The 26,073-nt window shown below is 63.8% G+C and carries 25 protein-coding genes; 16 read left to right on the plus strand and 9 right to left on the minus strand.

The annotated features are described in order from the left end of the window. Positions 1-49: 49 nt before the first annotated feature. Positions 50-1,027: an ABC transporter substrate-binding protein gene (locus tag ACFUCV_RS04885; RefSeq protein ID WP_380812632.1), complete on the minus strand. Its 978-nt coding sequence runs from the start codon at positions 1,025-1,027 to the stop codon at positions 50-52. Between the two features lie 359 nt (positions 1,028-1,386). Between ACFUCV_RS04885 and araB the strand changes: the two genes are divergently transcribed. The 5 genes from araB to ACFUCV_RS04910 all read left to right on the plus strand — a co-directional run bounded on the left by araB (position 1,387) and on the right by ACFUCV_RS04910 (position 7,799). Beyond that, entirely contained in the window at positions 1,387-3,081 is a 1,695-nt protein-coding gene (gene araB / locus ACFUCV_RS04890; RefSeq protein ID WP_380812635.1) for a ribulokinase, read from the plus strand. Further along, entirely contained in the window at positions 3,078-3,812 is a 735-nt protein-coding gene (locus ACFUCV_RS04895; RefSeq protein ID WP_380812638.1) for an L-ribulose-5-phosphate 4-epimerase, read from the plus strand. Before araB ends, ACFUCV_RS04895 begins: the two co-directional genes overlap by 4 nt. 32 nt (positions 3,813-3,844) lie before the next feature. Continuing rightward, a complete protein-coding gene (gene araA / locus ACFUCV_RS04900; protein WP_380812641.1) occupies positions 3,845-5,365 on the plus strand; it encodes an L-arabinose isomerase in 1,521 nt (506 codons plus the stop codon). A 169-nt stretch (positions 5,366-5,534) separates the two neighbouring features. Further along, on the plus strand, positions 5,535-6,197 hold the full coding sequence (locus ACFUCV_RS04905; protein ID WP_380812644.1) for an NAD(P)H-binding protein: 663 nt from the start codon (positions 5,535-5,537) through the stop codon (positions 6,195-6,197). A 30-nt stretch (positions 6,198-6,227) separates the two neighbouring features. Further along, positions 6,228-7,799: a Na+/H+ antiporter gene (locus ACFUCV_RS04910; RefSeq protein WP_380812647.1), complete on the plus strand. Its 1,572-nt coding sequence runs from the start codon at positions 6,228-6,230 to the stop codon at positions 7,797-7,799. Between the two features lie 82 nt (positions 7,800-7,881). On the opposite strand, the gene ACFUCV_RS04915 is transcribed toward ACFUCV_RS04910, so the two are convergent. From ACFUCV_RS04915 to ACFUCV_RS04930, 4 genes are read right to left on the minus strand one after another with little or no spacing between them, the layout of a single operon-like run. Beyond that, entirely contained in the window at positions 7,882-9,228 is a 1,347-nt protein-coding gene (locus ACFUCV_RS04915) for an LLM class flavin-dependent oxidoreductase (RefSeq protein ID WP_380812650.1), read from the minus strand. Positions 9,229-9,267: 39 nt separating this feature from the next. Beyond that, the gene (locus ACFUCV_RS04920; protein WP_380812653.1) at positions 9,268-10,167 is read right to left on the minus strand and encodes an ABC transporter permease; all 900 of its coding nucleotides are present in this window, start codon (positions 10,165-10,167) and stop codon (positions 9,268-9,270) included. After that, positions 10,167-11,051, minus strand: a complete 885-nt coding sequence (locus tag ACFUCV_RS04925) for an ABC transporter ATP-binding protein (RefSeq protein ID WP_380812656.1) — start codon at positions 11,049-11,051, stop codon at positions 10,167-10,169. The genes ACFUCV_RS04920 and ACFUCV_RS04925 overlap by 1 nt, the downstream gene beginning before the upstream one ends. 2 nt (positions 11,052-11,053) lie before the next feature. Continuing rightward, positions 11,054-12,085: an ABC transporter substrate-binding protein gene (locus tag ACFUCV_RS04930; RefSeq protein WP_380812659.1), complete on the minus strand. Its 1,032-nt coding sequence runs from the start codon at positions 12,083-12,085 to the stop codon at positions 11,054-11,056. A 367-nt stretch (positions 12,086-12,452) separates the two neighbouring features. Here ACFUCV_RS04930 and ACFUCV_RS04935 point away from each other — a divergent pair, with 367 nt between their 5' ends. The 3 genes from ACFUCV_RS04935 to ACFUCV_RS04945 are packed head-to-tail and all read left to right on the plus strand — an operon-like array spanning position 12,453 to position 14,555. Further along, entirely contained in the window at positions 12,453-13,325 is an 873-nt protein-coding gene (locus ACFUCV_RS04935; protein ID WP_380812662.1) for an HpcH/HpaI aldolase/citrate lyase family protein, read from the plus strand. Between the two features lie 5 nt (positions 13,326-13,330). After that, positions 13,331-14,254 carry a DUF2797 domain-containing protein gene (locus tag ACFUCV_RS04940; RefSeq protein ID WP_380812665.1) on the plus strand — a complete coding sequence of 308 codons (924 nt, stop codon included), beginning with the start codon at positions 13,331-13,333 and terminating at the stop codon, positions 14,252-14,254. A 55-nt stretch (positions 14,255-14,309) separates the two neighbouring features. Beyond that, entirely contained in the window at positions 14,310-14,555 is a 246-nt protein-coding gene (locus ACFUCV_RS04945; RefSeq protein ID WP_380812668.1) for a DUF3188 domain-containing protein, read from the plus strand. Between the two features lie 51 nt (positions 14,556-14,606). Here ACFUCV_RS04945 and ACFUCV_RS04950 read toward each other — a convergent pair whose 3' ends face one another. Further along, the gene (locus tag ACFUCV_RS04950) at positions 14,607-16,160 is read right to left on the minus strand and encodes an MFS transporter (protein ID WP_380812671.1); all 1,554 of its coding nucleotides are present in this window, start codon (positions 16,158-16,160) and stop codon (positions 14,607-14,609) included. Between the two features lie 78 nt (positions 16,161-16,238). Here ACFUCV_RS04950 and ACFUCV_RS04955 point away from each other — a divergent pair, with 78 nt between their 5' ends. The 8 genes from ACFUCV_RS04955 to ACFUCV_RS04990 all read left to right on the plus strand — a co-directional run bounded on the left by ACFUCV_RS04955 (position 16,239) and on the right by ACFUCV_RS04990 (position 23,187). Beyond that, complete coding sequence (locus ACFUCV_RS04955) at positions 16,239-16,805, plus strand: TetR/AcrR family transcriptional regulator (protein ID WP_380812674.1); 567 nt, start codon at positions 16,239-16,241, stop codon at positions 16,803-16,805. A gap of 38 nt (positions 16,806-16,843) precedes the next feature. After that, complete coding sequence (locus ACFUCV_RS04960) at positions 16,844-17,293, plus strand: MaoC family dehydratase N-terminal domain-containing protein (protein WP_380812677.1); 450 nt, start codon at positions 16,844-16,846, stop codon at positions 17,291-17,293. Then, the gene (locus tag ACFUCV_RS04965; RefSeq protein ID WP_380812680.1) at positions 17,293-17,724 is read left to right on the plus strand and encodes a MaoC family dehydratase; all 432 of its coding nucleotides are present in this window, start codon (positions 17,293-17,295) and stop codon (positions 17,722-17,724) included. Before ACFUCV_RS04960 ends, ACFUCV_RS04965 begins: the two co-directional genes overlap by 1 nt. Beyond that, the gene (locus ACFUCV_RS04970) at positions 17,721-18,971 is read left to right on the plus strand and encodes an MFS transporter (RefSeq protein ID WP_380812683.1); all 1,251 of its coding nucleotides are present in this window, start codon (positions 17,721-17,723) and stop codon (positions 18,969-18,971) included. The genes ACFUCV_RS04965 and ACFUCV_RS04970 overlap by 4 nt, the downstream gene beginning before the upstream one ends. Before the next feature lie 9 nt (positions 18,972-18,980). After that, entirely contained in the window at positions 18,981-20,072 is a 1,092-nt protein-coding gene (locus ACFUCV_RS04975; RefSeq protein ID WP_380812686.1) for a UDP-N-acetylmuramate dehydrogenase, read from the plus strand. A 63-nt stretch (positions 20,073-20,135) separates the two neighbouring features. Beyond that, entirely contained in the window at positions 20,136-20,732 is a 597-nt protein-coding gene (locus ACFUCV_RS04980) for an NADPH-dependent FMN reductase (protein ID WP_380812689.1), read from the plus strand. A gap of 153 nt (positions 20,733-20,885) precedes the next feature. Continuing rightward, positions 20,886-22,010 (plus strand): fatty acid desaturase family protein, encoded by a 1,125-nt coding sequence (locus ACFUCV_RS04985; RefSeq protein ID WP_380812692.1) that lies wholly within the window; start codon positions 20,886-20,888, stop codon positions 22,008-22,010. Positions 22,011-22,071: 61 nt separating this feature from the next. Further along, positions 22,072-23,187 (plus strand): winged helix DNA-binding domain-containing protein, encoded by a 1,116-nt coding sequence (locus tag ACFUCV_RS04990; RefSeq protein ID WP_380812694.1) that lies wholly within the window; start codon positions 22,072-22,074, stop codon positions 23,185-23,187. Between the two features lie 49 nt (positions 23,188-23,236). On the opposite strand, the gene asd is transcribed toward ACFUCV_RS04990, so the two are convergent. From asd to ACFUCV_RS05005, 3 genes are all read right to left on the minus strand, one after another. Continuing rightward, on the minus strand, positions 23,237-24,370 hold the full coding sequence (gene asd, locus ACFUCV_RS04995) for an aspartate-semialdehyde dehydrogenase (protein WP_380812696.1): 1,134 nt from the start codon (positions 24,368-24,370) through the stop codon (positions 23,237-23,239). A gap of 297 nt (positions 24,371-24,667) precedes the next feature. Next, entirely contained in the window at positions 24,668-25,240 is a 573-nt protein-coding gene (locus ACFUCV_RS05000) for a dihydrofolate reductase (protein ID WP_380812699.1), read from the minus strand. Then, on the minus strand, positions 25,237-26,055 hold the full coding sequence (locus ACFUCV_RS05005; RefSeq protein ID WP_380812703.1) for a thymidylate synthase: 819 nt from the start codon (positions 26,053-26,055) through the stop codon (positions 25,237-25,239). The genes ACFUCV_RS05000 and ACFUCV_RS05005 overlap by 4 nt, the downstream gene beginning before the upstream one ends. Positions 26,056-26,073: the final 18 nt, after the last annotated feature.

The following is a 26,073-nucleotide window of genomic DNA, read 5'->3' on the forward strand; positions in this document are numbered from 1 at the left end:
TGTTGTGGCTGGCGCTGGCGCTACTGTGAGCGTTGCAGGCCGCTCCGGATCAGTATTCGCGCTCCGGCAAGGCTGCCTTGGCCTGCTCGGAATCAAAGGTGGTTTCCTCGGTGACTACGCGTTCGGGAACGGTTTCACCGGCCACAACCTTCTTGGTCAGGTCCATCAGCTGGTCGCCCAGCAGCGGGTTGCACTCAACAATGAAGTTGATTTTGCCGTCCGCAGCAGCAGTCATGCCGTCCTTGGTGGCGTCAACTGAAATGATGGTGATGTCCTTGCCCGGCACCTTGCCGGCAGCTTCGATGGCTTCAATGGCGCCCAGCGCCATGTCGTCATTGTGGGCGTAGACAACGTCAATGGTGGGGTTGGACTTCAGGAATGCTTCCATGACCTGCTTGCCGCCGGAACGGGTGAAGTCACCCGTCTGGGACGCAATCATTTTGAACTTCGGCTCCGCCTTGATGACATCGGCAAAACCCGACATGCGGTCATTGGCCGGCGCTGCGCCAGTGGTTCCCTGCAGTTCAACAATGTTCACGTCCCCGGTGGCTGCTTCCTGGTCCTTGATCAGCCACTCGGCAGCCTTCTCACCTTCGAGAACAAAATCGGAGCCCAGGAATGTCTTGTACAGGGTCTTATCCGGTGAATCAATGGCCCGGTCAGTCAAGATGACGGGAATTTCCGCATCCTTGGCTTCTTTAAGGACTGTGTCCCAGCCGGACTCAACCACGGGCGAGAACGCAATCACGTCCACCTTCTGCTGAATGTAGGAGCGGATCGCCTTGATCTGGTTTTCCTGCTTTTGCTGGGCATCGGAGAACTTCAGATCAATTCCGGCTTCTTTAGCCGAGTCTTGCACGGACTTGGTATTGGCTGTCCGCCAGCCGCTTTCCGCACCAACCTGGGCGAAGCCCAGTGTGATGTCCCCGGAACCACCTGATCCTGCATTGTCGCCTGTGCCGCCACCGCAGCCGGTGAGGGCCAACGCTGCGGCGAGTCCCACGGCCACCAAAGATTTCTTGAACAACTTAACCTCCTGGTACGTCAGTCTCTCGCAGCAGAGGAAAAGTCCCAGGACTGTACCGTCGTTGCTACAAGAGCAGGCCATCGTGACCCGCGTCTCAATTGTTAGCGTTCACAGCTACTTTGTCAAGCGCCTGTGCAACGCCACTTGAATGTGACCTTCCCGCGACAATTCCTTTGGACGTAAATGGCGGTGTTCCGCGTCTTGCTGCGGAAGGGGCGAAAAATGGCCTAAGCGAAACAGATGCTCATTCGAGACCTTTGAGTCCTTGACGAGCCTCCTCGATTATGCAATTGTTAGCGTTCACAAGAGTTTTTTGCCGCCGCTGGCACGGCGCCGGTGCACCGTATCGAAGGGAAATCATGAAGGCGCAGGAATCCTACGTAATTGGCATTGACTACGGCACCCTGTCAGGGCGGGCCGTGGTGGTGCGGGTACGGGATGGGGCCGAGCTCGCCTCCGCCGTGGTGGAGTACCCCCACGCGGTGGTGGAGCGGTCGTTGCCCGGCTCCACGGACAAGCTGCCGCCGGAATGGGCGCTGCAGGTCCCGGAGGACTACCGCCAGGTATTGAAAAAGGCTGTCCCGGCCGCCGTCGCCCAGGCCGGGATCGACCCGGCGGATGTGGTGGGCATTGGCACGGACTTTACCGCCTGCACCATGGTCCCAACCACGGCGGATGGCACGCCCCTGTCGGAGCTGCCGCAGTGGGCCGGTGAACCCCACGCCTATGTGAAGCTGTGGCGCCACCATGCGGCCCAGCCCCAGGCGGAGCGCATCAATGAACTGGCCCGGTCCCGCGGGGAAAGCTGGCTGCCGCGCTATGGCGGGCTGATCTCCTCCGAATGGGAGTTCGCCAAAGGCCTGGAGATGCTGGAAGAAGCCCCCCAGGTGTATGCAGCCATGGACCATTGGGTTGAGGCCGCCGACTGGATAGTCTGGCAATTGACGGGGAGCTATGTCCGCAATGCCTGCACCGCCGGCTACAAAGGCATCCGGCAGGAGGGGCAGTACCCGGACGCGGCATTCCTTGCGGCCTTGAACCCGGACTTTGCCCGCTTTGTGGTGGACAAGGTGGAGCACCCCATCGGAAATCTTGGGGACCGCGCCGGTGGCCTCAGTGCGGAAGCGGCGGCCTGGACGGGCCTGCCCGAAGGCATCCCCGTTGCCGTGGGCAATGTTGATGCGCATGTCACTGCACCGGCCGCCAAGGCTGTTGAGCCCGGCCAGATGGTGGCCATTATGGGCACTTCCACCTGCCATGTCATGAGTTCGCGGGAACTGCGCGAAGTTCCGGGCATGTGCGGTGTGGTGGACGGCGGGATAGTGCCCGGCCTGTACGGCTACGAAGCCGGACAGAGCGGGGTGGGCGACATCTTTGGCTGGTTCATTAAAAATTCGTTGCCTGCGGCGTATGTGGACATGGCCGCCAAAAAGGGACTTGGCATCCACGAGTACCTGACCTCCCTGGCCGAACGCCAAAACATTGGTCAGCACGGGCTCGTCGCCCTCGACTGGCACAGCGGCAACCGTTCGGTGCTGGTGGACCATGAACTCTCGGGAGTGGTGGTGGGCCAGACCCTGGCCACCCGGCCGGAGGACGGGTACCGGGCGTTGCTGGAAGCCACCGCCTACGGGGCACGTGTCATTGTGGAAACCTTCAATGCCGCCGGAGTCCCGGTCACGGAATTTGTTGTGGCCGGTGGCCTCATGAAGAACCCCCTGCTCATGCAGATCTATGCCGATGTGCTGAACATGCCGCTGTCCACCATTGGTTCGAGCCAGGGCCCGGCCCTTGGCTCGGCCATCCACGCCGCCGTCGCGGCCGGCCTTTACCCGGACATCAGGGCCGCATCGGCCGCCATGGGCAGGCTGAACCGCGCCGTGGTGCAGCCCATCCCGGAGAATGTGGCCGCCTATGACGCCCTTTTCGCAGAATACCGTCTCCTCCACGACTACTTTGGCCGTGGCGCCAATGAGGTCATGCACCGTCTGAAGGCCATTGCCCGCGAAGCGCACCGCGACGTGCAAAAAGTTGCTGCGGGGGTGCAGGGATGAGCGGCACACCGGAAACCAAGGCCGCACGCACCGAACCCGGCCACGGCGCAACGCCGGAAACCCTGGCGGCCATCGCGGCCATCAGGACCGACCTTGTTCGTTTGCATGCCGAACTGGTCCGTTACGAACTCGTGGTGTGGACCGCAGGCAACATCTCGGCCAGGGTCCCCGGGGAGGAGCTGATGGTCATCAAGCCTTCCGGGGTGGACTATGACGATCTCACCCCGGAATCCATGGTGGTCACTGATCTTCACGGCACCCCCGTGGACCGCGGCTGGGGCAATCCCGCACTGACGCCGTCGTCCGACACCGCAGCGCATGCCTACGTGTACAGGCATCTGCCCGAAGTGGGCGGGGTGGTGCACACCCACTCCAGCTATGCGACGGCCTGGGCCGTGCGGGGCGAACCCATTCCCTGCGTACTGACCATGATGGGGGACGAATTTGGCGGGGAAATCCCCATTGGCCCCTTCGCCTTGATTGGTGACGATTCAATCGGCCGCGGCATTGTGCAGACACTGAAGGGATCGCGCTCGCCGGCCGTGCTCATGCAAAACCACGGGCCCTTCACCATCGGCGCCACCGCCAAGGCAGCTGTCAAGGCTGCGGTGCTGTGTGAGGAAGTGGCACGCACAGTCCACCTCTCCCGGGAACTGGGCCCCATGATTCCCATCGATGACGCCCACATTGACCAGCTCCATCAGCGCTACCAAAACGTCTACGGACAGTAATCCACCCACCGCCGTGCCTTGAAGGAATGAACATGTCTTTGCAGTTGAACAACTCCCTGTCCGGATACGAAGTCTGGTTCCTCACCGGAAGCCAGAACCTCTATGGCGAGGAAACCCTGCGCCAGGTCGCTGAGCAGTCGGCCGAAGTGGTCAAGACCCTGCAGGACTCCGCCGAGATCCCTGTCCGCGTGGTCTTCAAGGACGTGCTGAAGGATTCCGAGTCCATCCGCCGCGCAGCCATTGACGCCAACGCCGACTCGAAGGTCATTGGGCTCATTGCCTGGATGCACACCTTCTCGCCGGCCAAAATGTGGATCCGCGGGCTGAGCGAGCTGAACAAGCCGCTGCTGCACCTGCACACGCAGGCCAATGTGGCCCTGCCGTGGGCGGACATTGACTTTGACTTCATGAATTTGAACCAGGCCGCGCATGGCGACAGGGAATTCGGGTACATGCAATCGCGCATGGGCGTGGCCCGCAAGACCGTGGTTGGCCACGTGTCCAATCCTTTGGTGCGTGAAAAGATTGGCACCTGGACGCGCGCAGCCGCGGCCGTGGCCCAGATCCGGAGCCTGAAGGTTGCCCGCTTCGGTGACAATATGCGCAATGTGGCAGTCACCGAAGGAGATAAGACCGAAGCCGAAATCCGCTTTGGCGTCTCCGTGAACAGCTGGTCGGTGAACGAACTGGTGGAAGCTGTGGACGCCGCCTCGGAAGCCGATGTTGATGCCCTGGTTGAAGAATACCTGCGCCTGTACAACGTGGCACCGGAACTGCACCCCGGAGCCGCCCGCCATGACTCCCTGCGCTACGGCGCCAAAATTGAACTGGGCCTGCGCAGCTTCCTCGAGGCCGGGGACTTTGGTGCCTTCACCACCAATTTTGAGGATCTTGGCGGCCTGCGCCAGCTCCCGGGCCTGGCCGTGCAGCGGCTCATGGCCGACGGCTACGGTTTCGGGGCCGAGGGTGACTGGAAGACGGCAGTGCTCATCCGCGCCGCAAAGGTCATGGGGGAGGGGTTGCCCGGCGGAGCTTCCCTGATGGAGGACTACACCTATCACCTGGTTCCCGGGGAGGAAAAAATCCTGGGCGCCCACATGCTTGAGGTGTGCCCGTCGCTGACCACCACCAAGCCCTCGCTGGAAGTGCACCCCCTGGGCATTGGCGGCCGCGAGGATCCGGTGCGTTTGGTGTTCGACGCCGATCCCGGTGCCGGCGTGGTCGTCGCGCTTTCGGACATGCGCGAACGCTTCCGCCTCACAGCCAACAAGGTCCAGGTGGTGCCGTTGGATGAGCCGCTGCCGAATCTGCCTGTTGCCCGGGCCGTGTGGAAGCCGCTGCCGGACTTTGCCACCTCCGCCGCCGCCTGGTTGGAGGCGGGAGCCGCCCACCACACCGTCATGAGCACCGCCGTCGGCATCGAGGCTTTCCAGGACTTCGCCGACATCTTCGCGGCAGAGCTGCTGGTGATTGACGAAGACACCACCCAGCGCGGCTTCATGCGGGAAATCCGCTGGAACCAGGCCTACTACCGCCTGGCCCAGGGATTCTAGCGCCAGCTACCCGAAGCTGGCCGCAGCCTGGCACGCAGCAGCGTTCTTCCACCCTGGAGGGGCGCTGCTGTTTGTGCTTGGAGGTGAAAGCGCGCTGCACAAAACGCATGCCACCGGCCTGGTGCAGTAGGCTCCCGAGTGAAACCATCACCCTAGTGAAGGAGCAACCATGAACAAGGTTTTGATTATTGGTGGACACGGGAAAGTCGCCCTGTTACTGGCGCCATTGTTGCAGGAGGCGGGGATGGAAGTCACCTCCGTCATCCGCAACGCAGCCCACATTGATGATGTGGCCGCTGCCGGAGCCACTGCCGTGGTGCATGACGTCGCTTCCGCCTCAGTTGCGGAACTGGCCGATCTGCTGGCCGGCCAGGATGCCGTGGTATGGACCGCCGGAGCCGGCGGCGGCAGCCCCGAACGCACCTACGCCGTGGACCGGGACGCCGCCATCGCCTCCATGGATGCCGCAGCCGCGGCAGGGGTGCAGCGCTACGTCATGGTCTCCTATTTGGGCGCGGGCCAAGATCACGGCGTGCCGGAGGACAACAGTTTCCACGCCTACGCGCAGGCCAAGGCAGACGCCGACGCCCATTTGCAGAGCAGCCAGTTGGCGTGGACCATTGTTGCCCCCGGAGCGTTGACCTTGGCGGAGCCCACACACCGCATTGACCCCACCCCGGCGGCCGGGCGGCCGGAAGGGGCAGCCAATGAAACCTCCCGGGCCAACGTGGCACACGTCATCGCTGCAGTGTTGCAAACGCCCGGGACCATCATGCGCACCGTCGAGTTCAGTGACGGCGAAGTGCCCATTGCAGAAGCCTTGACGCGCTAGCAGGGGCAGCCGGCCCATAGGATAAACAGCGTGGAACAGCTGATATTGATCATTGGGCTCCTATTCGCCACCGTCCTTGCCGTGGGTCTGGGGGACAAGCTCCGGCTGCCCTATCCGGTCATCATGCTCATCATGGCCGGAGCGCTGACCTTCATCCCCGGCTTCCCGGATCTGAGCATTGACCCGGAACTGATCCTGCCCATCTTTTTGCCGCCGCTGCTCTTTGCCACCGCGCAGAAGAGCTCCTGGTCGGTGTTCCGGGTCAGGTGGCGCACGCTGCTGCTTTTGGCGGTGGCGCTGGTGGTGGTTTCCACGGCAGTTGTTGCCGGGGCCGCGTGGATCCTCATTCCCAGCGTGGGCATCCCTGCGGCAGTGGCCTTGGGAGCCATGTGCGCACCGCCGGATCCGGTGGCCGTGGAATCCATTGCCGGGCGCGTACACATGCCGCGCCGCCTGGTGACGGTGCTGCAAAGCGAGGGGCTTTTCAACGACGCCGCGGCCATTGTGATTTTTCAGGCCGCCGTGGCCAGCGCCATGGATGGGCAGACCTTTGGTCCTGGCGTGCTGGGCAGCTTCCTGGTGGGCGCAGCCCTTGCCATTGCCGTGGGCATGCTGATGGGCTGGGTGACCGCCGCCATCACCAAAATCATCACCTCCTCCACTGCGCGCAGCGCCGTGACGCTCATTGTCCCCTTTGGGGCCTATATTTTGGCCGAAGAGGTCCATGCCTCCGGGGTCATTGCCGTGGTGGTCACAGCACTGGAAATCAAGCGGCTTGCCCGCGCCGAGGATGCCACCGAGCGCATTACCCGCGCGGCATTCTGGGATGTGGTGGAGTTGCTGGCGACGGGTCTGGCGTTCGGCCTGGTGGGTTTGGAGGTCAGGGAAGTGATCCGCATGGAAGGGGCCGACATTTGGGCCATGCTGCCCCTGGCCATCAGTGTCAGCGTGCTGGTGATCCTGGTCCGCCTCCTGTGGTTTTCCCTGATGGCACTGTTTTCCCGCAGGGGTGGGGGCTCGCTGCCTCCCACCAGCTTCAAGGACGTCATCATTCTTAGTTGGTGCGGCATGCGGGGCCTGGCCACTTTGGCCCTGGCCTTGGCCCTGCCCACGGTGTTGCCCAGCGGTGAAGCATTTCCCGGCCGGCACGAGATCATCGTCGCGGCCTGCGCCGTGCTGCTGACCACCCTGGTGCTCCCCGGTTTGACCCTGCCCTGGTTGATGCGCGTTCTCAAGGCAACTGACGACGGCGTCCAGGAGCGTGAGGCCACCAAGCTCATGGCATGCCGCGCCCAGGAAGCAGCCGTGGCGGCTTTGCGGGACCATGCAATGATGGCCAATCTGCCGCCGGAAAAGACTGCCTGGCTCAAGTCCAAGATGCGGCGCCTGCGGGTGGATTTGCTGCAGGAGAACCTGGGCACCGGAGACGAGGTGGAACGCCGCCGCCGGGGCCGCGAACTGGTCATTGCCGCGCAGACCATTGCCCTGGATGCCGCCCGGACAGAAGTGCTGCTGGCCCGCAATGAAGCTGACACGGATCCGGAGGTTGCTGACAAAGTGCTGCGCCAACTTGATCTTCGCACCATGATCATGCCGGACTGAGATCTCTGGCGCCACACTGCCCGCCGGCGCCGCACTGCCCGCCGGCGGGCAGAGCGGCGCCGGCGGGGACCGCGGTGATGTCCTAGGCGGAGAGGGTGAGGGGTTGCTGGGTCCGCGCCGCTTCGGGACGGGCCAGGCCGTAGTGGTCACGGAGCGTTTTGCCGCTGTAGCGGGTGCGGAACAGTCCGCGTTCCTGCAGCAACGGGACCACCTTGTCAACAAAGTCGTCGAGGCCGCCCGGAAAGGTTGGCGGCATGATGTTGAAGCCGTCCGCAGCCCCCGTGGTGAACCACAGTTCAATCTCGTCGGCGACCTGGGCGGGAGTGCCGATGAACGTGAAATGTCCACGGGCGCCAGCCAACTTTTGGGTCAGCTCGCGAATGCTCAGGGATTCCTTTCTGGCCGCATCCACAATGAGTTTCTTGCGGCTCTGGGCCCCGTCCGTTCCCTCCGGAATCTCCGGCAGCTGGGCATCAAGGGGGTGGCCGGAGAGGTCAAAGTCCAGCTGCGCCGACAATTGGTGGACCCCATACTCCGGGTTGGCCAGGGAGTTCAGGAGCTCATACTTGGCACGGGCCTCCACTTCCGTGTCGGCAATGTAGGCGCTGATGCCTGGCAGGATCAACAGTTCATCGGGAGAGCGGCCAAAGGCACGCAGGCGGCCCTTCAAGTCCGCATAGAATTCGCGGGCGGATTCCACGCTTAGATGGGCGGTGAAGACCGCTTCGGCATGCCGGGCGGCGAACTCCTTGCCGGCCTCGCTGGAACCGGCCTGGACCAGCAGCGGATGGCCTTGAACGGGGCGTGGAAGATTAAGCGGACCCTTGACCTGGAAATGCCTGCCCTGATGGTCGATCGTGTTGATCTTTTCCGCGTCGCTGTAGATTCCGCTCTCCTTGTTGGCCACCACGGCGTCGTCGGCCCAGCTGTCCCACAGGGCCTTGGCCGTTTCGAGAAACTCGTGGGCCCTTTCATAGCGCACGGTGTGGGCGGGACGGTTTTGTAGATTGAAATTCTGCGCTTCTTCCTGGCCGGCAGAGGTGACAATGTTCCAGCCGGCCCGGCCGCCGCTGATCCGATCCACTGAGGCCAGCGCCCGGGCCAACGAATACGGTTGGTTGTAGGTGGTTGAGGCAGTGGCGATCAGCCCGATCCGCTCGGTGGCTGTTGCCAGGGCCGAGAGCAGGGTGAGGGGTTCGAAGGAGCTGTGGGCGTTGTACCGGATGTTGCTTGAGATGGCCAGGCCGTCCGCTAAAAACAAAGAATCGAGTTTGCCCCGTTCGGCGGTCCTGGCGATGTTGATGTAGTGCTCAAGACCCTGCTCCGCCTGGGGGTCCACGTCCGGGTGGCGCCATGAAGCCTCATGGTGTCCGGTGCCGTGGATGAAGGCGTTCAGGTGCAGTTCGCGGGGTTTCTTTTCATTGGTCATGATCAGTTCCTTAAGGGGTCGTTGAGGCGAAAAGGTGTACTAGCCGTTGATGGAGGTGCGCCAGCGGGAGAAATGCCGTTCGGCGGCCACCAGGGCAAGGTTGACCAGCAGTCCCAGGAGGGAGACCGTGAGAATGCCGGCGTACATCTGCGGAATCAGGAAGCTGTTCTGCGCATTCGTGATGAGGTAGCCCAAACCGGCCTTGGCGCCAACCATTTCCGCAGCTATCAGGACCAGGATGGCGGAGGTGCCGGCCATCCGGATGCCGGTGAATATGGTGGGCACGGCCGAGGGCAGGATGACCTTCCAAAACAGGGCCAGATTGCCCAGGCCCAGGGAACGGGCCGCCCGCACCAGCAATGGATCCACGGTGCGGACCCCGGCAAGCGTGTTCAAAAGAACAGGGAAGAACGCGGCGAAGGCCACGATGGAGATCTTTGATTCCTCACCGATGCCCAGCAGCAGGGTGAACACGGGCAGAAGTGCCAGGGCGGCCGTGTTTCGGAACAGCTCCAGCAGCGGATTCAGGAAGGAGTGCAGGGGCCGGTACCAGGCAATCACCAGGCCCAGCGAGATCCCGAGGGTGACGGCGATGCTGAAACCGGCGGCCGAACGTGTCAGGCTGGCGCCAATGTGGGTTTGCAGCTGCCCGTTGGCAATGAGCCCGCCGCCGGCGGCCAGGACCTGGTGCAGCGGCGGCAGGAAAACACGCGTTGCATCGCCGGCCAGGTATTTTGGGCCCAGTTCCCAGAGAGCCAGAAACAAGATGATCGCGGCGCACTTCCAGAGCCAGCCGCCTGCCGTGGCAACGCTTCGGCGCACGGCCAGCGCCGCCGTCGTGCCCGGCTGCGCGGCTACGGACGGGGCCCGGGCAGGGGAGCGTTGCTCCACCGGGGGTTCCTGGGCAGCTTCGGGACGGTGTGTGATCAGCGAGCTCATCAAGCCGCCCTCCTCTGGGTGGTTGTTGCCGGCACTTCATCCGGGGCGGTCCCGTCGGGGCGGACCTTGCGGTGACCGGCGCTTTGGGCGGCTTGGACCTCGTCGTGGAGCAGGGTCCAGACCTTGTGGCGGTGTTCGACGAATTTGGCGGTGGAGCGCAGATCCGCCCCGCCGGCTCGTTCCCCCAGGTCAACGTCCACGACTGCCTTCAACCGGCCCGGCCGGGAGCTCAGCACGGCAACGCGTTGGCCCAGGTAGACGGCCTCGTCGATGCCGTGCGTAATGAAGATGATGGTTTTCTGCGTGTCCTGCCAAATGCGCAGCAGTTCGTCCTGGAGCTGTTCGCGGGTCTGGGCGTCAAGGGCCGCGAAGGGCTCGTCCATCAACAGGATGTCGGGTTCATAGGCGAGGCTGCGGGCAATGGCAACGCGCTGCTTCATGCCGCCGGAAAGCTCATGGGGATAGCGGTCGGCAAAACCCGTCAGGCCCACCAAATCCAGATACTCGTGGGCCTTTTGGGCGCGCTGCCGGCGGTTCAGCCCGGTGCCTTCCAAGCCAATGGAGACATTTTTTGATGCTGTCCGCCACGGGAAAAGCGCGTATTGCTGAAAGACCACGGCGCGGTCATGGCCGGGGCCGGTGACTTCCCTGCCATCGACCAAGATTTTTCCAGCGGCCGGACGGGTCAGCCCGGCCAGAAGATCGAGCAGTGTGGTCTTGCCGGAGCCGCTGGGGCCAACAATGGTGAGGAACTCCCCTGGCGCCACATCGAGGTTGACGTCATCGAGCACCACCAGTGGGCCGCTGCCGGCCGCTGGCCGCCCCTTGGCAGTGCGGACGTTGAATTGTTGGCGAACGTGTTGGAGGCTTATTTTGGCGGTCATGGTCATCCTTTCGGCGCCGGGGCGGTGGTGCCACCGGCCAGCTCGTTGAATTCGTTTGTGTAGTATTTGGCCGGCTCCAGGTCTCCTTCAATGACTCCGGTGTCCTTGAGGTAGTCCTCCCAGAGGGTGAAGTGCTTGTCCTCCACCACGCCGGCGTTGGGCACGCCCACGCTCTTCCAGTACTTCAGCACGTCGGTGCTTTCGCTGCGGCCGCGTTCCTGGATGATTTTGCTGAACCGGGAAATGACTTCCTCCCGGGGCGTGGTGGTCTCCCACTGGATGGCTTTGGCAATGCCCGTGGTGAAGGTCCGGACGGTGGCGGGATTTTTCTGGATGAACTCGTCCCGGAAGACGTACTGGCCGCCGGGGAAGGAGCCGAAGAATTCCACGTCCGTAAAGAGCGGGCGCAGGCCGCCGGCGGCAATTGCCCGGTCCTGCAGAACGGAACCGAGGGCTCCGGCGTCCACCTGGCCGCGCCGGATGGCCTGTTCGGTGTCATTGGGCGGCAGGACCACCAATTGCACCGTCTTGATCTCATCCTCCGTCAATCCGCTGTTCAACAAATAGCTGTGGATGACGGCCTCCGATTGTCCGCCCAAGGTGTTGACCGCGATCTTTTTGCCCTGCAGGTCACGGGCCGTGCGGATGGGGCTGTCCGCGGTGACGTAAAAGCCGGTGAATGACTTGTCGTCGGAGCCGTAGTAGTTCACCACGCCCGTGATGGGGGCACCGGCGTCGGCCAGCTTCACGATGGCCCCGGTGAACGCACCGCCAAAGTCTGTCTGGTTGGTCGCCGCCGACTGGATGTCTTGTGGGCCGCTGATGGTGTTCCCAACCCACTCCAACGTCAGGTCTTCGAGGTAGCCAAGGTCCGCTGCGAGTTCGGGCAGGGTGACTGTATTGGCGTTTCCCTGGTACCTCAAGGTGGTGACCTCCGCCCCGCCGCCGGCAGTTGCCGGGCCGCCGCAGGCGGACACTGCCATGGAAAGGATGACTGCGGCCGCTGCGAGGGCGAGGGGAACGATGCGTTTCATGGGGGGCCTGTCCTGGGGTTGGCCTGCGCCGGGATCACGGCAGCAGGGCGGGTGTTTTTCTCTCTGGTGTGAACGATGTAAACGGACTTCCCGGGCCGGTGCAATGACTTCCGACACCGGGGGAAACGGTGGGAAACATGGCACAACGTACGGACATGTTGGGTCACATGGGTTGCGTGGAAGTCATGGGCACCGCGCTGCCGCAGCCACGAGCCGGTTCATTGCCGCAGCTGCCGCCGCCTGCGCCGTCTGCGCCTGAAGCGGGGCAATTCTTTGGGTCTTCATTGGTGCATTCGGCCAGTGATTCCAGGCAATGGTTGTAGGAGGGCACATCGAATTTACGGCTCCGGCCGTATACGGTGGAAGCATGTCGAACTCTGTTGGCAACGAAGCCGCCCACACGCCTGCCCGCACCCGGAACATCCCGGCGGAAATTGCCCGCTCCTGGCTGCTGGTGCCAGGGACCCGGCCCGAGATTTTCGACGAGGCGCTGGCGTCCCGCGCGGACGCCGTGGTGCTCGACATTGAAGATGCCGTGGATCCCAAAAAGAAGGACGAGGCCCGCGCCGACGTCGTTGAATGGTTCCGCGGTGGCGGCCAGGCCTGGGTCAGGATCAATGACGTCCACTCGGATTTCTGGGCAGATGACGTTGCCGGGCTGCGCAATGTGCCCGGTTTGCTGGGTGTCATGCTGGCCAAGACCGAGAACGCCGAACAAGTCAAGGAAACGTATCACCGCCTGGACGGCAAAACCCGTGTGCTGGCGCTCGTGGAATCAGCGGTGGGCATTGAGGAAGCCAACAACATTGCCCGCGCCGAAGGCGCCTTCCGCCTCGCCTTCGGCTCTGGTGACTTCCGCCGCGACACAGGCATGGCCGCCGACCGTGAAGCCATGGCCTACCCCCGCGCCAAGCTCGTCGTCGCCAGCCGCGTGGGCAACCTGCCCGGCCCCATTGACGGCCCCACGGTGGGCACCAACCACCCCATCCTGCGTGAACAATCGGCCATTACGGTGTCCATGGGCATGACGGGCAAGCTTTGCCTCGCCATCGACCAGACCGACATCATCAACGAAGTCATCAGCCCCACCCCCACGGACGTTGCCTGGGCCACGGACTTCATGAACGACTTCAATGCCCGTGGCGGCGTCATCCGCGACGGCTCCGACCTGCCGCGCCTGGGCCGGGCGGAGAAGATCCTGAAGCTGGCCATCGCCTACGGCGTCCAGCCGGTGCTCTAAAGCCCGTGGCTGAAGCCGCGGTCCTGGTCCGTGGGGTGGCGTGGACCCGGCAGGGGCCGGAGCTCTTGCTCACCACGGCCGGGCAGGGCGCAGCCCGCCTGCCGCTGTTGCCCGGAGCGTGGCTGCGCTTTCATGTCATCGCCGGTGCTGGCGTGCCCGCCCGGCACTGCCTGGGATTCATGGGCGTCCAGGGGCCGGACGGCACGGCGCACCATCCCTGTCCCACAGCGCAGGCCGCGGTGCGCGGTTACCAGTGCGGGGCCTGCTTTGCCAAAGATGAAATGCGCCCGATGCACGAGGTCCACCGCGGCGGCTTTGTGCCCGCGGGCCTGCGCAGCTATCTGGCGCAGCCGCACTGGCTCTACATTGCCAGCTTCGCCGACGGCACCACCAAGGTGGGCACCGCTTCGCAGCAAAGCAAGTGGAGCAGGCTGGCGGAGCAGGGCGCGGTGGCAGCCCAGTATGTGGCGCAGGCCAAGGATGGCACAGTGGTGCGGCTGCTGGAGGACGCCGTCAGCCGGCACGAGGGAATAACACAGTTTGTGCGTGCGGCGGCGAAGGCGGCGGCGCTTCTCAACCCCCGGCCCGCCGCTGAGCTGGAACAGCGCAATCAGGACGTTGCCCATGCTGTCCGCGCCTTTCTGGCCAACAGTTCCCAGCCCGGTTTCACGGTGGTGGACCAAAGCTGGCAGGGCAGCGAATTTTCCCGCGGACTGCTCGGCAACCGGGCCCGCATTGCGTACCCCCAGCCCTTGGACGCCGGCCCGCACGGCCTGCTGTTGGAGTCCATGCTGGGCTCCAACGCTTTGGTGACGCTCGACGGCGCCGAAGCGGCCTTTTTGGCCGGGCTCGGCACCCTCCGCGGCAAAAAAATCCAGTTTGGCAATTTCGCCACAGAGATTCCGGCCCTGCAGGAATCGCTCTTTTAGCGCCTCCGTCCCGTCACCGGGCCCCTTGAAGCTCCGTGGCCGGTAGACTGGGCGGGTGCTTAATGACTTTTGGGAAACTGCCCCGCCAGCCTACAAATACGCCGTCTTTGGCGGTATGGCGCTGACCTTCATTGGCATTGTCATCATTGTCATTGGTGCCATCACCGCCACACCGTCAATGACCTTTGTGGCGCTGCCGTTCATTGGGGTGGGGCTGCTGGCGCATATGACCTCGCTGGGACTGCGTGGACACAACATCCGCAAGGCACTGAAGGCCGCGGAGAAGCGCAACAAGAACTAAACGGCTCCCCGTGCCCAGTGGCGGCACCGGCCGCGCTGCGGGGACGGGTGCTCAGTGCTGCTGTTCCCCCGGAGCGGACGGCGCCGCCGTGCGCAATGTCCACAGGCACATCAGGGATGCGCCCAGCATCAAGGCCATGCTGAGCAAGGCGACCGTGCTGGAGCCGGAATCAAAGGCGTGCCGTGCGGAGACCAGCAGTTCCTGCGCCTGCTGCGCCGGCAAGTTCGCTGCAACGTCGATCGCCCCGCCGAGCGTCTGGGAGGCGCTGGCACGATCCGCAGCCGGGACGGCGTCGGGCACCACCACATTGAGGCGGTAGGCGGCCGCCAGGATGCTGCCCAGAATGGCTGTTCCCAACACCGAGCCCACCTCATAGGCGGTCTCGGAAATTGCCGAGGCGGCTCCGGCCTTGGCCGGCGGTGCGGCGGAGAGGATGAGGTCATTGGAGGTGGTCTCGGCCATGCCCACCCCGGCTCCCAGCACCACAAATGCGGCAATGATGCCGGCCACGGACCCGCTGCTGTTGAGGGCCACAATGAGGAAGGCCGAGGCGTTCAGCAGCAAACCGCCGGCCACCAGCCAGGATTGCCGGAAACGGCTGGCCAGGGATGCCGCCACCAGCCCGGACACAATTGTCACGGCCAGTCCGGGGACCAGGACGAAGGCTGCATGCGTGGGGGAGAGCCCCACCACCAGCTGCAGGTGCTGGGTGATGAAGTACAAAAATCCCACGAGGGCAAAGATGCTCAGCAGGTTGGCGCCGACGCTGCCGCTGAACACTGGATTTTTGAACAGGGAGACGTCCATCATGGGGTTTGCGCGGCCCAGCTGCCGGCGGACAAACACCACCCCCAGCCCCAGGCCCAGCAGTATCAGGCCGGCATAGACGGCGGAGAAGCCCGACTGCGCAAGCTCCTTGATGCCAAAGATGGCCGGAACCATGGCGCCAAAGGAGAGCGCAATGCTGGCAATGTCGATCCTGCCCGGGTTCGGGTCCTTGGATTCGGGCACAAAGAGCGGTGCCATGATCAGCAGCGGAATCAACATGGGAACGCTGATGAGGAACACCGCTCCCCACCAAAAATGCTCAAGGATGAAACCGCCCACAATGGGACCCAGGGCCGCGCCGCCGGAAAAGCCTGCAGCCCACACGGCGATCGCCCTGCGGCGCTGGTCCGGGTGCAGGAACAAATTGCGGATCAATGACAGCGTGGAGGGCATCAGCATGGCGCCGAAAAAGCCCAGCAATGCGCGGTATCCAATCAAGGTGCCGGCATTGGGGGCAAAGGCTGCGAAAACCGACACCACTGCGAAGCCGGTGCTGCCAATGAGGAGCAGGCGGCGGCGGCCAAACTTGTCGGCAAGGCTCCCCATGGGCACCAGCAAGGCTGCCAAAACCAGGGGATAGACGTCAATGATCCACAACAGTTCCGAGGCTGAGGGCACCAGCGCCAGGGAGATCGAGGGGACGGCAAAGCTCAACACCGTGTTGTCCACCGAGACAAGGAGCACCGGGAGCATGAGAACTGCCAAAGCCACCCAGGTGCGGGCTGTGGCGCGCGGGGCGGTCAGTGGGGTGCCGGTTTTCAAAGATGTCATGGCCATGGTTAAAGACTAGCTGGCAAAACAGCTTTAGTGTACCGTCTGGACGGTGTAGTCCATCACTTCTTGTAGGCTGGAACAATGACTTCCCAACCCTCCACCCGCGGACGCGTTCTGGCTGCGTATCAGGATCTGCTTATTAGTGACGGCCCCTCGGCGGCAACCTTGGACGCGGTTGCGGCCGCGGCCGGGGTGTCCAAAGGCGGCCTGCTGTACCACTTCAAGAGCAAGGAGGCTTTGGTTGAAGGCCTGCTGGCCCAGCTGCGCGAGTACGCGGAAGCCGATTTTGCCGCCATGGCCCAAGCGCCGCAGGGCTGTGCGGCCTACTATGTCCGCACCAGCGTGTTTGGCAATACGCCCTTTGACAGGGCCATTGTGGCAGCCCACCGCTTGATACAGGGCGACGACGATTCCGTCCGGCAGGTCTTCGCCGGACTGCATGCGCGCTGGTACGAGCTCATTCTCACCGACCTCAAGGACGCCGCCACGGCGCATGCGGTGATGTTGCTCGGCGACGGGCTGTACTACAACGCGGCGCTCTTTGGCTTCCCCACCGGCGTGCACTTTGGCAAGGAAACGCAGGACGGCGTCACGGTGGATGCCCTGTTGGAGATTGTGGAGAAACTCAGGCCGCAGGCGCGGTCTTAACCCCTGGTGGCCCCGCGGGGGGCGCTAGGCTTGGAAACATGACCATCAATCCCGAATTGCAGGGGCGCAGCTACCGCCTCGGCGACGTTTACAGTGTTGGACGAGAGTCCATCCGTGACTTCGCACGAGCCGTCAAAGCCTCCCACCCAGCCCATTTTCAGCCCGAGGCGGCCCAGGCCCTGGGGTATGCCGATCTTCTCGCGCCGCCCACCTACGCCATCATTGTGGCCCAGCGTGCAGATGCCCTGTTGATCAACGACGCGGAATCCGGGATCGACTTTTCCCGCGTGGTCCACGCCGAACAGCGCTTCACCCACCACCGCCCCATTGTGGCCGGGGATGAGTTGGTGGCCGAGCTGCACGTGGACGGCGTGCGCGGCATGGGCGGCGGCGCCATGATCACCACACGGGCGGAAATATCCACGCCCAGCGGTGAGGCGGTGGCCACCACCGTGTCCGCCATTTTGGTCCGCGGGGAGGGACAGTGATGCGCGTCAACATGGCGGATCTGGCTGTGGGCGCCGAAGTGGGCGCCCGGTCGCTGGAGATTACCCGGGCCGATCTCATCAAGTACGCAGGAGCCTCGGGGGATTTCAACCCCATTCACTGGAACGAGCGCTTTGCCCGCGAAGTGGAACTTCCAGGTGTCATAGCCCACGGCATGTTCACCATGGGGGCAGCCGTGCAGCTGGTGACCGACTGGATTGGCGACCCCTCGGCCATAGTCTCCTACGGCACCCGTTTCAGCAAGCCGGTACCCGTGGCGGACCTTGATCCCGCGCCCGGAGCAGTCGTTCAGCTGACCGGCGTGGTGGGTGCTCAGGATTTGGCGGCCGGCACGGTTCGCATTGATCTCACCGTGACACTTGAGGGACAAAAAGTGCTGATGAAGGCGCAAGCAACGGTCCGCGTGGCGTGAACAACGTCACCGCGTGGCGCAATGGCGTGGTGGCCGCCTATGCCGGTTCAGGATTGATCTTTGCCAGCTGGGTCTCGCGCATTCCGGCGATCCGTGACGATCTGGGGTTGACGCCGGGCCAGGTGGGCATCATGCTGCTGTGCATGTCCCTGGGGTCCTTCAGTTCCGTGGCGGCATCGTCTCTGGTGGTGCTGCGCCTGGGTTCCAAGCTGACTTCACGGCTGTGCGTGGTGGTGCTGACCTTGGGCGTGCTCATCATGGGGCTGGGGGCCACGGCCTTGGCCGACCCCCTGGTGGTGGGTGTCGGCCTTGTCCTGGTGGGGCTGGGCACGGGCAGTTGGAACACCTCCTCCAACATTGAAGGTGCCGCAGTGGAAAGGGCCTTGGGCAGGCACATCATGCCGCGCCTGCACGGCTCCTTCAGCATTGGCACGGTGGCCGGTGCCGGGCTCGGCGCCTTGGCGGCGTCCTGGCATGTGCCCGTGGCCGTGCACCTTTGGGCCATTGCCCTGGTGGTCTGCCTCGCGGTGTGGATTGGCACGGGACATTACCAGGCAGACAAACTCTTGGCCCCTCCCGTGGCGGTGGACCTCGCCGACGACGCCGCGGAACCGGCCCGGGCCGCGGCGGCGAAGAAGGCCGGCAAGGCAAAAATTGCCGCCGCCTGGCGTGATCCGCGAACACTGCTGCTGGGGGTTCTGGTCCTGGGTCTGGGGCTGGCCGAAGGCGCCGCCGGTGACTGGGTGGCCCTGGCCTTCGTGGATGGCTACGGTTCCACGGCGGCCATCGGAGCCATTGGCTATGGCATTTTTGTCTCCGCCATGACCATTGGCCGCTTTGCCGGGACGGTGGTGTTGGACAAGTTTGGCCGCGTGGCCGTGCTGCGCGTCAGTGCCGCCTTGGCCGTGGCGGGCCTGGCCCTCTTTGTCTTTGCTCCGGGCGTTGAAATTGCGCTCTCCGCGCTGCTGTTGTGGGGACTTGGTTCAGCCCTGGGCTTCCCCGTGGCCATGTCCGCAGCCTCCGACGACATGGAGCATGCGGCGGCCCGGGTGTCAGTGGTGTCCACCCTGGGATACGGCGCGTTCCTGGGCGGTCCGCCCTTGCTGGGGCTGCTTGCCGAACACGTGGGAGTGCTGCATTCGCTGCTGGCGGTCCTGGTGATGCTGCTCATTGCCTTCTTCCTGACCCCGGCGGTGCGCAAACCGGCGTCGTTGGCGCAAACAGCCATGGCCGGCGCAAAGGGATAGTGTTGAATTGTGAATGCGCAACCAGCCCTCAGCTCCCTGACAACCCTCGAAGTGGGAGGCCCGGCCCGGAATTTCGTCACAGCCCGGACCGAGGCGGAGATCATTGCCGCCGTCAAGGCAGCCGACGACGCCGGTGAGCCCCTGCTGATCATTGGCGGCGGTTCCAATGTGGTGGTGGCCGATGAAGGTTTTGCCGGCACGGTGGTGAAAATCGCCAGCGAGGGCTACGCAAGCAACTCCGCAGACTCCTGCGGTGGCGCCTCCGTGGTGGTGCAGGCCGGCCATGACTGGGATGACTTTGTCCACCAGAGCGTGCTTCACGCCTGGAGCGGCCTGGAGGCACTGTCGGGGATTCCGGGCAGCACCGGTGCCACGCCCGTGCAAAACGTCGGTGCCTACGGTTGTGAGGTGTCCCAGACCATTGCCGCCGTCCGCACCTGGGACCGCGAACAAAAGGCTGTCCGCACCTTCACCAACTCCGAGCTGAAGTTTGGCTACCGCGATTCCATGCTCAAGGCAGCCACCAGCAATGGCTCCCCGCGCTATGTAGTGTTGACGGTGGAGTTTCAATTGCTGCTGGGGCGGATGAGCGCCCCGGTAAAATACGCGGAACTGGCCCGCCGCCTTGAGGTGGAGGTGGGCAGGCGCGCCAACTCCCTGGAACTGCGCCGCACGGTATTGGCGCTGCGGGCAGCCAAGGGCATGGTTTTGGACCCGGAGGACCGCGACACCTACTCCACCGGCTCCTTCTTCACCAACCCCCTGGTGGCGCCCGAGGTGGCGGCCGCCCTGCCCGCTGACGCGCCCCGCTGGCAAACCGGGGAGCAGGTCAAGCTCAGTGCCGCATGGCTCATTGAGCAGTCCGGCTTCGCGAAGGGCTACGGTCTGGCCGGTGAACTCCTGACGGACCATGACAGCAGCGGCGCCGGCACGCCGCCCGCGGCGTCCCTGTCCACCAAACACACCCTCGCCATCACCAACCGTGGCGGCGCCCGCACCCGGGACATCCTGGCCGTGGCGCGCAAGGTCCGCGACGGCGTCGAACGCAGCTTTGGCATCACCTTGGTCCCCGAGCCCGTCCTGGTGGGCTGCTCCCTGTAGCAACGGGGCCCAATGCTACAAAAGCTCTGGACTGTGCAGCGGCAGCCGTGCTGGACTGATCCCATGACCACTTACAACATTGGCTATTTTGTTGGTTCCCTGTCCACCCGCTCCATTAACCGCACGCTGTCCAAGGCGTTGATCAAGCTGGCGCCGGAAACGCTGAAATTCACCGAGATCCCCATAAGGGATCTGCCGCTGTACAACTACGATTTTGATGCCAGTTTCCCTCCCGAGGGCACTGCCCTGAAGCAGGCCATTGAAGCGGCCGACGGCCTGCTGTTCATCTCCCCGGAGTACAACCGCTCCATCCCCGGCGCCTTGAAAAACGCCATTGACTGGGGCTCACGGCCCTGGGGCACCAACTCCTTCGCCCGCAAGCCCAGCGCCATCATTGGTGCCTCCGTCGGTGCCATTGGCACCGCCGTGATGCAGTCAAGCATGCGCAGCGTGCTCAGCTTCCTGGACGCCCCGCAACTGAACTCGCCCGAGGCCTACATTGCCTTCAACGCCGATTTTTACGACGCCGACGGGAACGTCTCCGACGAGTCCACAGCCAAGTTCCTGCGCCACTACATGAGCGAATTTGCCGCGTTTGTGGAGCGCGTGCTGGACGCCAATGCTGCAGGCCACATTGGGGACCGGGACCCCGCGGGCTAGCACAATGGCAGCTGCACCCCTACCCGGGTAGGGGTGCAGAACGGCTCCACAGTGTGATGTGCGCCAACCCTTCAGCTACGTAATCTTGAAGATAGAGTCAAGGATTTTTTCATTTACGTGATGATTGGGCATCAGTAAAGCATAAGGAGCGCAATGTCATCAGCTACCCTGGACGCCACCGAAGTTTTGGCCGGCGCACCCGCAGCCAAAACCGCAAGCAAGCGTCCCGCACGGGACCGGCATGTCACGGATTTCATTGCCCTCACCGAGCAGGTCCGCGCCGCCGGCTACATGCAACGTGAAGTCAAGTGGTACACCTGGCGCCTGATCCGGCAGGGCCTGGGATATGTGGCCATCCTGGCACTGTTCCTCACACTGGGCCAGAGCTGGTGGCAAATGGTCACGGCAGTCCTGCTGGGTTTTTTGACCACGCAGACGGCCTTCATTGGCCACGACGCCGCACACCGCCAGGTGTATGAATCGGCGAAGGCGAACGCCTGGCTGTCCCGCATCACGGCGAACTTGTTTGTGGGCATGAGCTACGGCTGGTGGATGAACAAGCACGGCAAACACCACACCAACCCGAACAAAATCGGCGTCGACGGTGACATTGCCGCAGGTGCCCTGGTCTTTGACCCCGAAAGCGCCGCCAAGCGCACAGGCGTGGCCAAATGGTTTGCACAACGCCAAGGCGCGTTCTTCTTCCCCCTGCTGACCCTCGCCGGCCTGGACCTGCAAATTGCCTCGGTGCGCCGCCTCGCCGACAAAAACCAGATCGTGCCCAAGCGCACCGTTGAAATCATCCTGCTGGCCACCCGGCTGCTGCTGCTGCCCATTTTGACTGTGGTCTTTTTGGGCTGGGGCATTGGTCTGGCATTTGTGGCCGTGCAGGTCATGACGCTGGGCTTGTACATGGGATGCGCCTTTGCGCCGAACCACAAGGGCATGCCGCTGGTGCCCAAGGACGTCAAGATTGACTTCATGCGCCGCCAGACCCTGATGAGCCGAAACATTTCCGGCGGCTGGTGGGTGGATGTTGGCATGGGCGGTTTGAACTACCAAATTGAGCACCACCTGTTCCCCACCATGTCCTCCAAGAACCTCAAGGCCGTGCAGCCCATGGTCAGGCAGTACTGCGCCGAACGCAACATCACCTACACCGAGACCACGCTGGGCCAGTCGTACATGATCGTGATGCGCTACCTGAACCGTGTTGGCCTGGGTCAGCGTGACCCCTTCGAGTGCCCCATCACCGCCTCCATGCGCACGGCCCGCTGAGGCCTTGAAGCTGCCCCGGCTGCGCACGGCGGCACCGGCTTCCTGAAGTTACAGTGGGGGCATGAACATCTCCGCTGCAACGCTGGCCCAGCTCCGGCTGGCGGCCCAAAGAATCCTGCCAACGTCCATCAGTCCCACACCGGGGCCGGTGGACGTTGTGCGTTGGCAGACAGCCCTGCAGGGGCAGGACTTTCCCGGTGTGCTGTTCTCCATTGGCCTGCGCGCACCCGGCAGCACCCGCACCCAGGTGGCGGCCGCCTTTGACAGCGCAGCAGTGGTGCGTTCCTGGCCCATGCGGGGCACCTTGCACGTGACGCTGGCCGAAGACCTGGGGTGGCTGTTGGCCCTGACCGGGCAACGGACTGCGGCGGGGTTGGCCGCCCGGCACCGGGAACTGGACATCACTGCCACGGACGTGGATCAGGCCAGGGAAGCGGCGCTTGAGCTGTTGGGCAGCGGCCCCGGCCGGGCAACACGGGATGAGCTGTTTGCAGCCTTTGAACGCGCGGGGCAACGCACCGCCAGCCAGCGCGGGACCCACCTGGTTTTCATGCTGTGCCTGCAGGGAACCCTGGTGCAGGGCCCCATTAATCCGGCAGGCAATGGCAACACCCAGTTCTTTGTGCCCACTGACCACTGGATCAGGCATCCGCGCACCCTGGAACGCGGGCAGGCGCTGGCGGAACTGGCGCTGCGCTACTTCCGCAGCCACGGGCCCGCCACCGTCAAGGACTTTCAGTGGTGGACCAAGCTGACCATGGCTGACATCAAATGTGGCATGGCACTGGTTGCGGACCAGCTGGAATCCCTCGAATGCAACGGGGTCAGATATTGGCTGGCCCCCGAGACGGCTGAACTTCTCAGCGGGACCGTGCCCGGTGCGCGTTCGGTGGTGCTCCTGCCAGGCTTTGATGAGTACCTTTTGGGCTACACTGACCGCAGTGCAGCCCTGGCCCCCGGGCATACTGCGTTGATTGTTCCCGGCAAAAATGGCATGTTCAAGGCCACCGTGGTGGCCGGCGGCCGCGTGGCCGGAACCTGGCGGAAGGCGCAAAGCGCATCCGAGAGGCAGCGGGCCGGAGCCGTATTTGCCGAACCTTTTACTGTGCTACGCCCTGCCCAGGACAGGGCCTTGGACAAGGCGGCAGCTGCGTACGCGCAGTTTCTGGGGCATTAAAACACTGACGCGCGCCGCCTGCAGGCAACGCGCGGCAGTGCCGGTGAAACTAGAGCGTGCCCACGGCAATCTTGAGCATGCGGCGCAGCGGCTCCGCGGCGCCCCACAGCAGCTGGTCGCCCACGGTGAAGGCGCTGATGTACTCCGGGCCCATTTCCATTTTGCGGATGCGGCCCACGGGCACCTCGAGGGTGCCGGATGCGGCCACCGGGGTCAGCTCAGCCATGGAGGCTTCCCTGGTGTTCGGCACCACCTTGGCCCATTCGTTGTCATTGGCCAGCAGCGACTCGATCTCGGCCACCGGGAGGTCTTCGCGGAGTTTGAGGGTCAAGGCCTGTGAGTGGGAGCGCATGGCGCCGATCCGGACGCAGAGGCCGTCCATGATGACCTTGTCTTCAGCGGTGGTGCCCAGGATCTTGTTGGTCTCCACCCCGGCCTTCCACTCCTCCTTGGACTGGCCGTTGCCCAGGTCGGCGTCGATCCAGGGGATCAGGGAGCCGGCCAGCGGCACACCGAACTGGCTGGCGTCGATGCCCTCGCGCTGGTGGGCCAGGACCTTGCGGTCAATTTCCAGGATGGCCGATGCCGGGTTGTCCAGTTCGCTGGAAACCTCGGTGTTGAGGGTGCCGAACTGGTTCAACAGCTCGCGCATGTGGCGGGCGCCGCCGCCGGAGGCCGCTTGGTAGGTCATCGCGGTGCCCCACTGGACCAGGTTGTTTTTAAACAACCCACCCAGGCCCATGAGCATGCAGGAGACGGTGCAGTTGCCGCCGATGAAGTCGCGGGTGCCGCTGGCCAGGCCGGCGTCAATGACGTCACGGTTGATGGGGTCAAGGACAATGATGGAGTCGTCATTCATGCGCAGCGTGGAGGCCGCGTCCATCCACAGGCCGTCCCAGCCGCGCTTGCGCAGCTCGGTGTGGACGCGCGTGGTGTAGTCCCCGCCCTGGGCGGTGACAATAATGGGCAGCTTGGCCAACGTGTCAATGTCAAAGGCGTCTTCGAGCCTGCCGGCGTCGCCGCCGGTGATTGCCGGGGCCTTGCCGCCGGCGTTCGAGGTGGAGAAGAAGACGGGGTTGATATCGCCGAAGTCGCCTTCGTCCTGCATGCGCTGCACCAGAACGGAACCGACCATGCCGCGCCAGCCAACCAGGCCGACGGAGGGAGCACTGTTATTGGTCATGCTTCCAGTTTAGAGGTGAGGGGCAAATCGGCTGAAGTTCGTGTCATCCAATGAACAGGGACGACGGCGCCGGATCGTCAAGCCTATGGCACCAAAGACGCTTAAAGCAGACATGGTCAAGGCAAGCACCAGGAGCCCGCCGGCACTGGTGGCGGGCTTTTCGGCTGCGCGTGCGCGCCCTCTGCACCCAACATTTCAGCGATGACGGCTGTCGAAGATTGGGGACAGGGACCGAGGCACCTTGCAGGGAACCGGGACATGCAAGCCGCCAGGATGGGGCGTGCTTTCCATCAGTTGCTATTCGGGGCGGAACTCGGTCTCGCCCTTGGCCCACAGGGTGATCCGGTACTCGGTGCCGTTCGTGGACGTGTGCCACCCCTTTAGCGGGGAAGCGCCCCGGAAGGACCAGTCCGGTCCCAGGTGGGGGGCCTGCGTGTCCCCGGCCGCGTCGGAGTTGATGACTGTAACCACGGCCACATTGCAGTGCTCGGCGGCCTGTTCATAAACAGTGCCGCCACCTATGACCCACACCTCGTTGCCACCGGGTGAGAACTGGGCCTCCACCAGGGCCTCCTCCACCGAGTCAACCACCACGGCGCCAATTGCCTCGGGCGTCCCGGCCCACCCGGACTGGCGGGTCAGGACAATGTTGGTCCGCTCCGGAAGCGGGCGGAACTTCTCCGGGAAGGACTCCCAGGTCCGCCGGCCCATGATGACGGGGTGGCCCGTGGTGACCCGTTTGAAATGGGCCATGTCTTCGGGAAGATGCCAGGGCATGCCGCCGTCGGCGCCAATCACACCGGTGTTGGTCTGGGCCCAGATCATGCCAATGATGGGCTGGCTGAAGTGGTAGGTGGCGGGGGTGCTCATACGGCTATCGGTGCCTTAATTGCTGGGTGGTGCTGATAGTTGACCAGCTCGAAATCTGCAAAGGTGTAATCAAAAATGGAATCCGGCTTGCGGGTGAAGCCCAACCGGGGGTAAGGGTGGGGGTCCCGGGTGAGCTGTTCGGCCACCTGCTGAACATGGTCGTCGTAAATGTGCACGTCCCCGCCCGTCCAAATGAACTCTCCCGGTTCCATGTCCAGCTGCTGGGCCATCATCAACGTCAGCAGGGCATAGGAGGCAATGTTGAAGGGGACACCCAAAAACATGTCAGCCGAGCGCTGATACAGCTGGCAGCTCAACTTCCCGCGGCCATCTTCGGTGGGGGCAACGTAAAACTGGAAAAAGGCATGGCACGGCGGCAGCGCCATGTCCTTGAGCTCCGCCACATTCCACGCCGAGACAATGTGCCGGCGCGAATCCGGATTCTCCCGCAGGGACGCCATGACCTGGGCAATCTGGTCAATGTGCCCACCGTCCGGGGTGGGCCAGGAACGCCACTGGACGCCATAGACCGGACCCAGCTCACCGGCGTCGTTGGCCCACTCATTCCAAATCTTCACGCCATTGTCCTGCAGCCAGCGCACATTGGAATCCCCGCGCAGGAACCACAGCAGCTCCAGGGCAACGGACTTGAAATGCACCCGTTTGGTGGTGATCAGCGGAAAAGATTCGCCAAGGTCAAAGCGCAGCTGGCGGCCAAAAACGCTGCGGGTGCCCGTTCCGGTGCGGTCGCCCTTGGGGGTGCCATGGGCCAGCACCTCCCGCAGCAGGTCCTCATAGGGGGTCAAAATAGTCACGGCCCAAGTCTACGCGCG

It is taken from the genome of Specibacter sp. NPDC057265, from assembly GCF_042668835.1.
In the GTDB taxonomy this organism is placed as follows: Bacteria; Actinomycetota; Actinomycetes; order Actinomycetales; family Micrococcaceae; genus Specibacter.

Coding starts and splice junctions, on each gene's coding strand:
- araB (WP_380812635.1), top strand. CDS start 1,387: ATGAAGGCGCAGGAATCCTACGTAATTGGCATTGACTACGGCACCCTG.
- ACFUCV_RS04895 (WP_380812638.1), top strand. CDS start 3,078: ATGAGCGGCACACCGGAAACCAAGGCCGCACGCACCGAACCCGGCCAC.
- araA (WP_380812641.1), top strand. CDS start 3,845: ATGTCTTTGCAGTTGAACAACTCCCTGTCCGGATACGAAGTCTGGTTC.
- ACFUCV_RS04905 (WP_380812644.1), top strand. CDS start 5,535: ATGAACAAGGTTTTGATTATTGGTGGACACGGGAAAGTCGCCCTGTTA.
- ACFUCV_RS04915 (WP_380812650.1), bottom strand. CDS start 9,228: ATGACCAATGAAAAGAAACCCCGCGAACTGCACCTGAACGCCTTCATC.
- ACFUCV_RS04920 (WP_380812653.1), bottom strand. CDS start 10,167: ATGAGCTCGCTGATCACACACCGTCCCGAAGCTGCCCAGGAACCCCCG.
- ACFUCV_RS04925 (WP_380812656.1), bottom strand. CDS start 11,051: ATGACCGCCAAAATAAGCCTCCAACACGTTCGCCAACAATTCAACGTC.
- ACFUCV_RS04930 (WP_380812659.1), bottom strand. CDS start 12,085: ATGAAACGCATCGTTCCCCTCGCCCTCGCAGCGGCCGCAGTCATCCTT.
- ACFUCV_RS04935 (WP_380812662.1), top strand. CDS start 12,453: ATGTCGAACTCTGTTGGCAACGAAGCCGCCCACACGCCTGCCCGCACC.
- ACFUCV_RS04950 (WP_380812671.1), bottom strand. CDS start 16,160: ATGGCCATGACATCTTTGAAAACCGGCACCCCACTGACCGCCCCGCGC.
- ACFUCV_RS04955 (WP_380812674.1), top strand. CDS start 16,239: ATGACTTCCCAACCCTCCACCCGCGGACGCGTTCTGGCTGCGTATCAG.
- ACFUCV_RS04960 (WP_380812677.1), top strand. CDS start 16,844: ATGACCATCAATCCCGAATTGCAGGGGCGCAGCTACCGCCTCGGCGAC.
- ACFUCV_RS04965 (WP_380812680.1), top strand. CDS start 17,293: ATGCGCGTCAACATGGCGGATCTGGCTGTGGGCGCCGAAGTGGGCGCC.
- ACFUCV_RS04980 (WP_380812689.1), top strand. CDS start 20,136: ATGACCACTTACAACATTGGCTATTTTGTTGGTTCCCTGTCCACCCGC.
- ACFUCV_RS04985 (WP_380812692.1), top strand. CDS start 20,886: ATGTCATCAGCTACCCTGGACGCCACCGAAGTTTTGGCCGGCGCACCC.
- ACFUCV_RS04990 (WP_380812694.1), top strand. CDS start 22,072: ATGAACATCTCCGCTGCAACGCTGGCCCAGCTCCGGCTGGCGGCCCAA.
- asd (WP_380812696.1), bottom strand. CDS start 24,370: ATGACCAATAACAGTGCTCCCTCCGTCGGCCTGGTTGGCTGGCGCGGC.
- ACFUCV_RS05000 (WP_380812699.1), bottom strand. CDS start 25,240: ATGAGCACCCCCGCCACCTACCACTTCAGCCAGCCCATCATTGGCATG.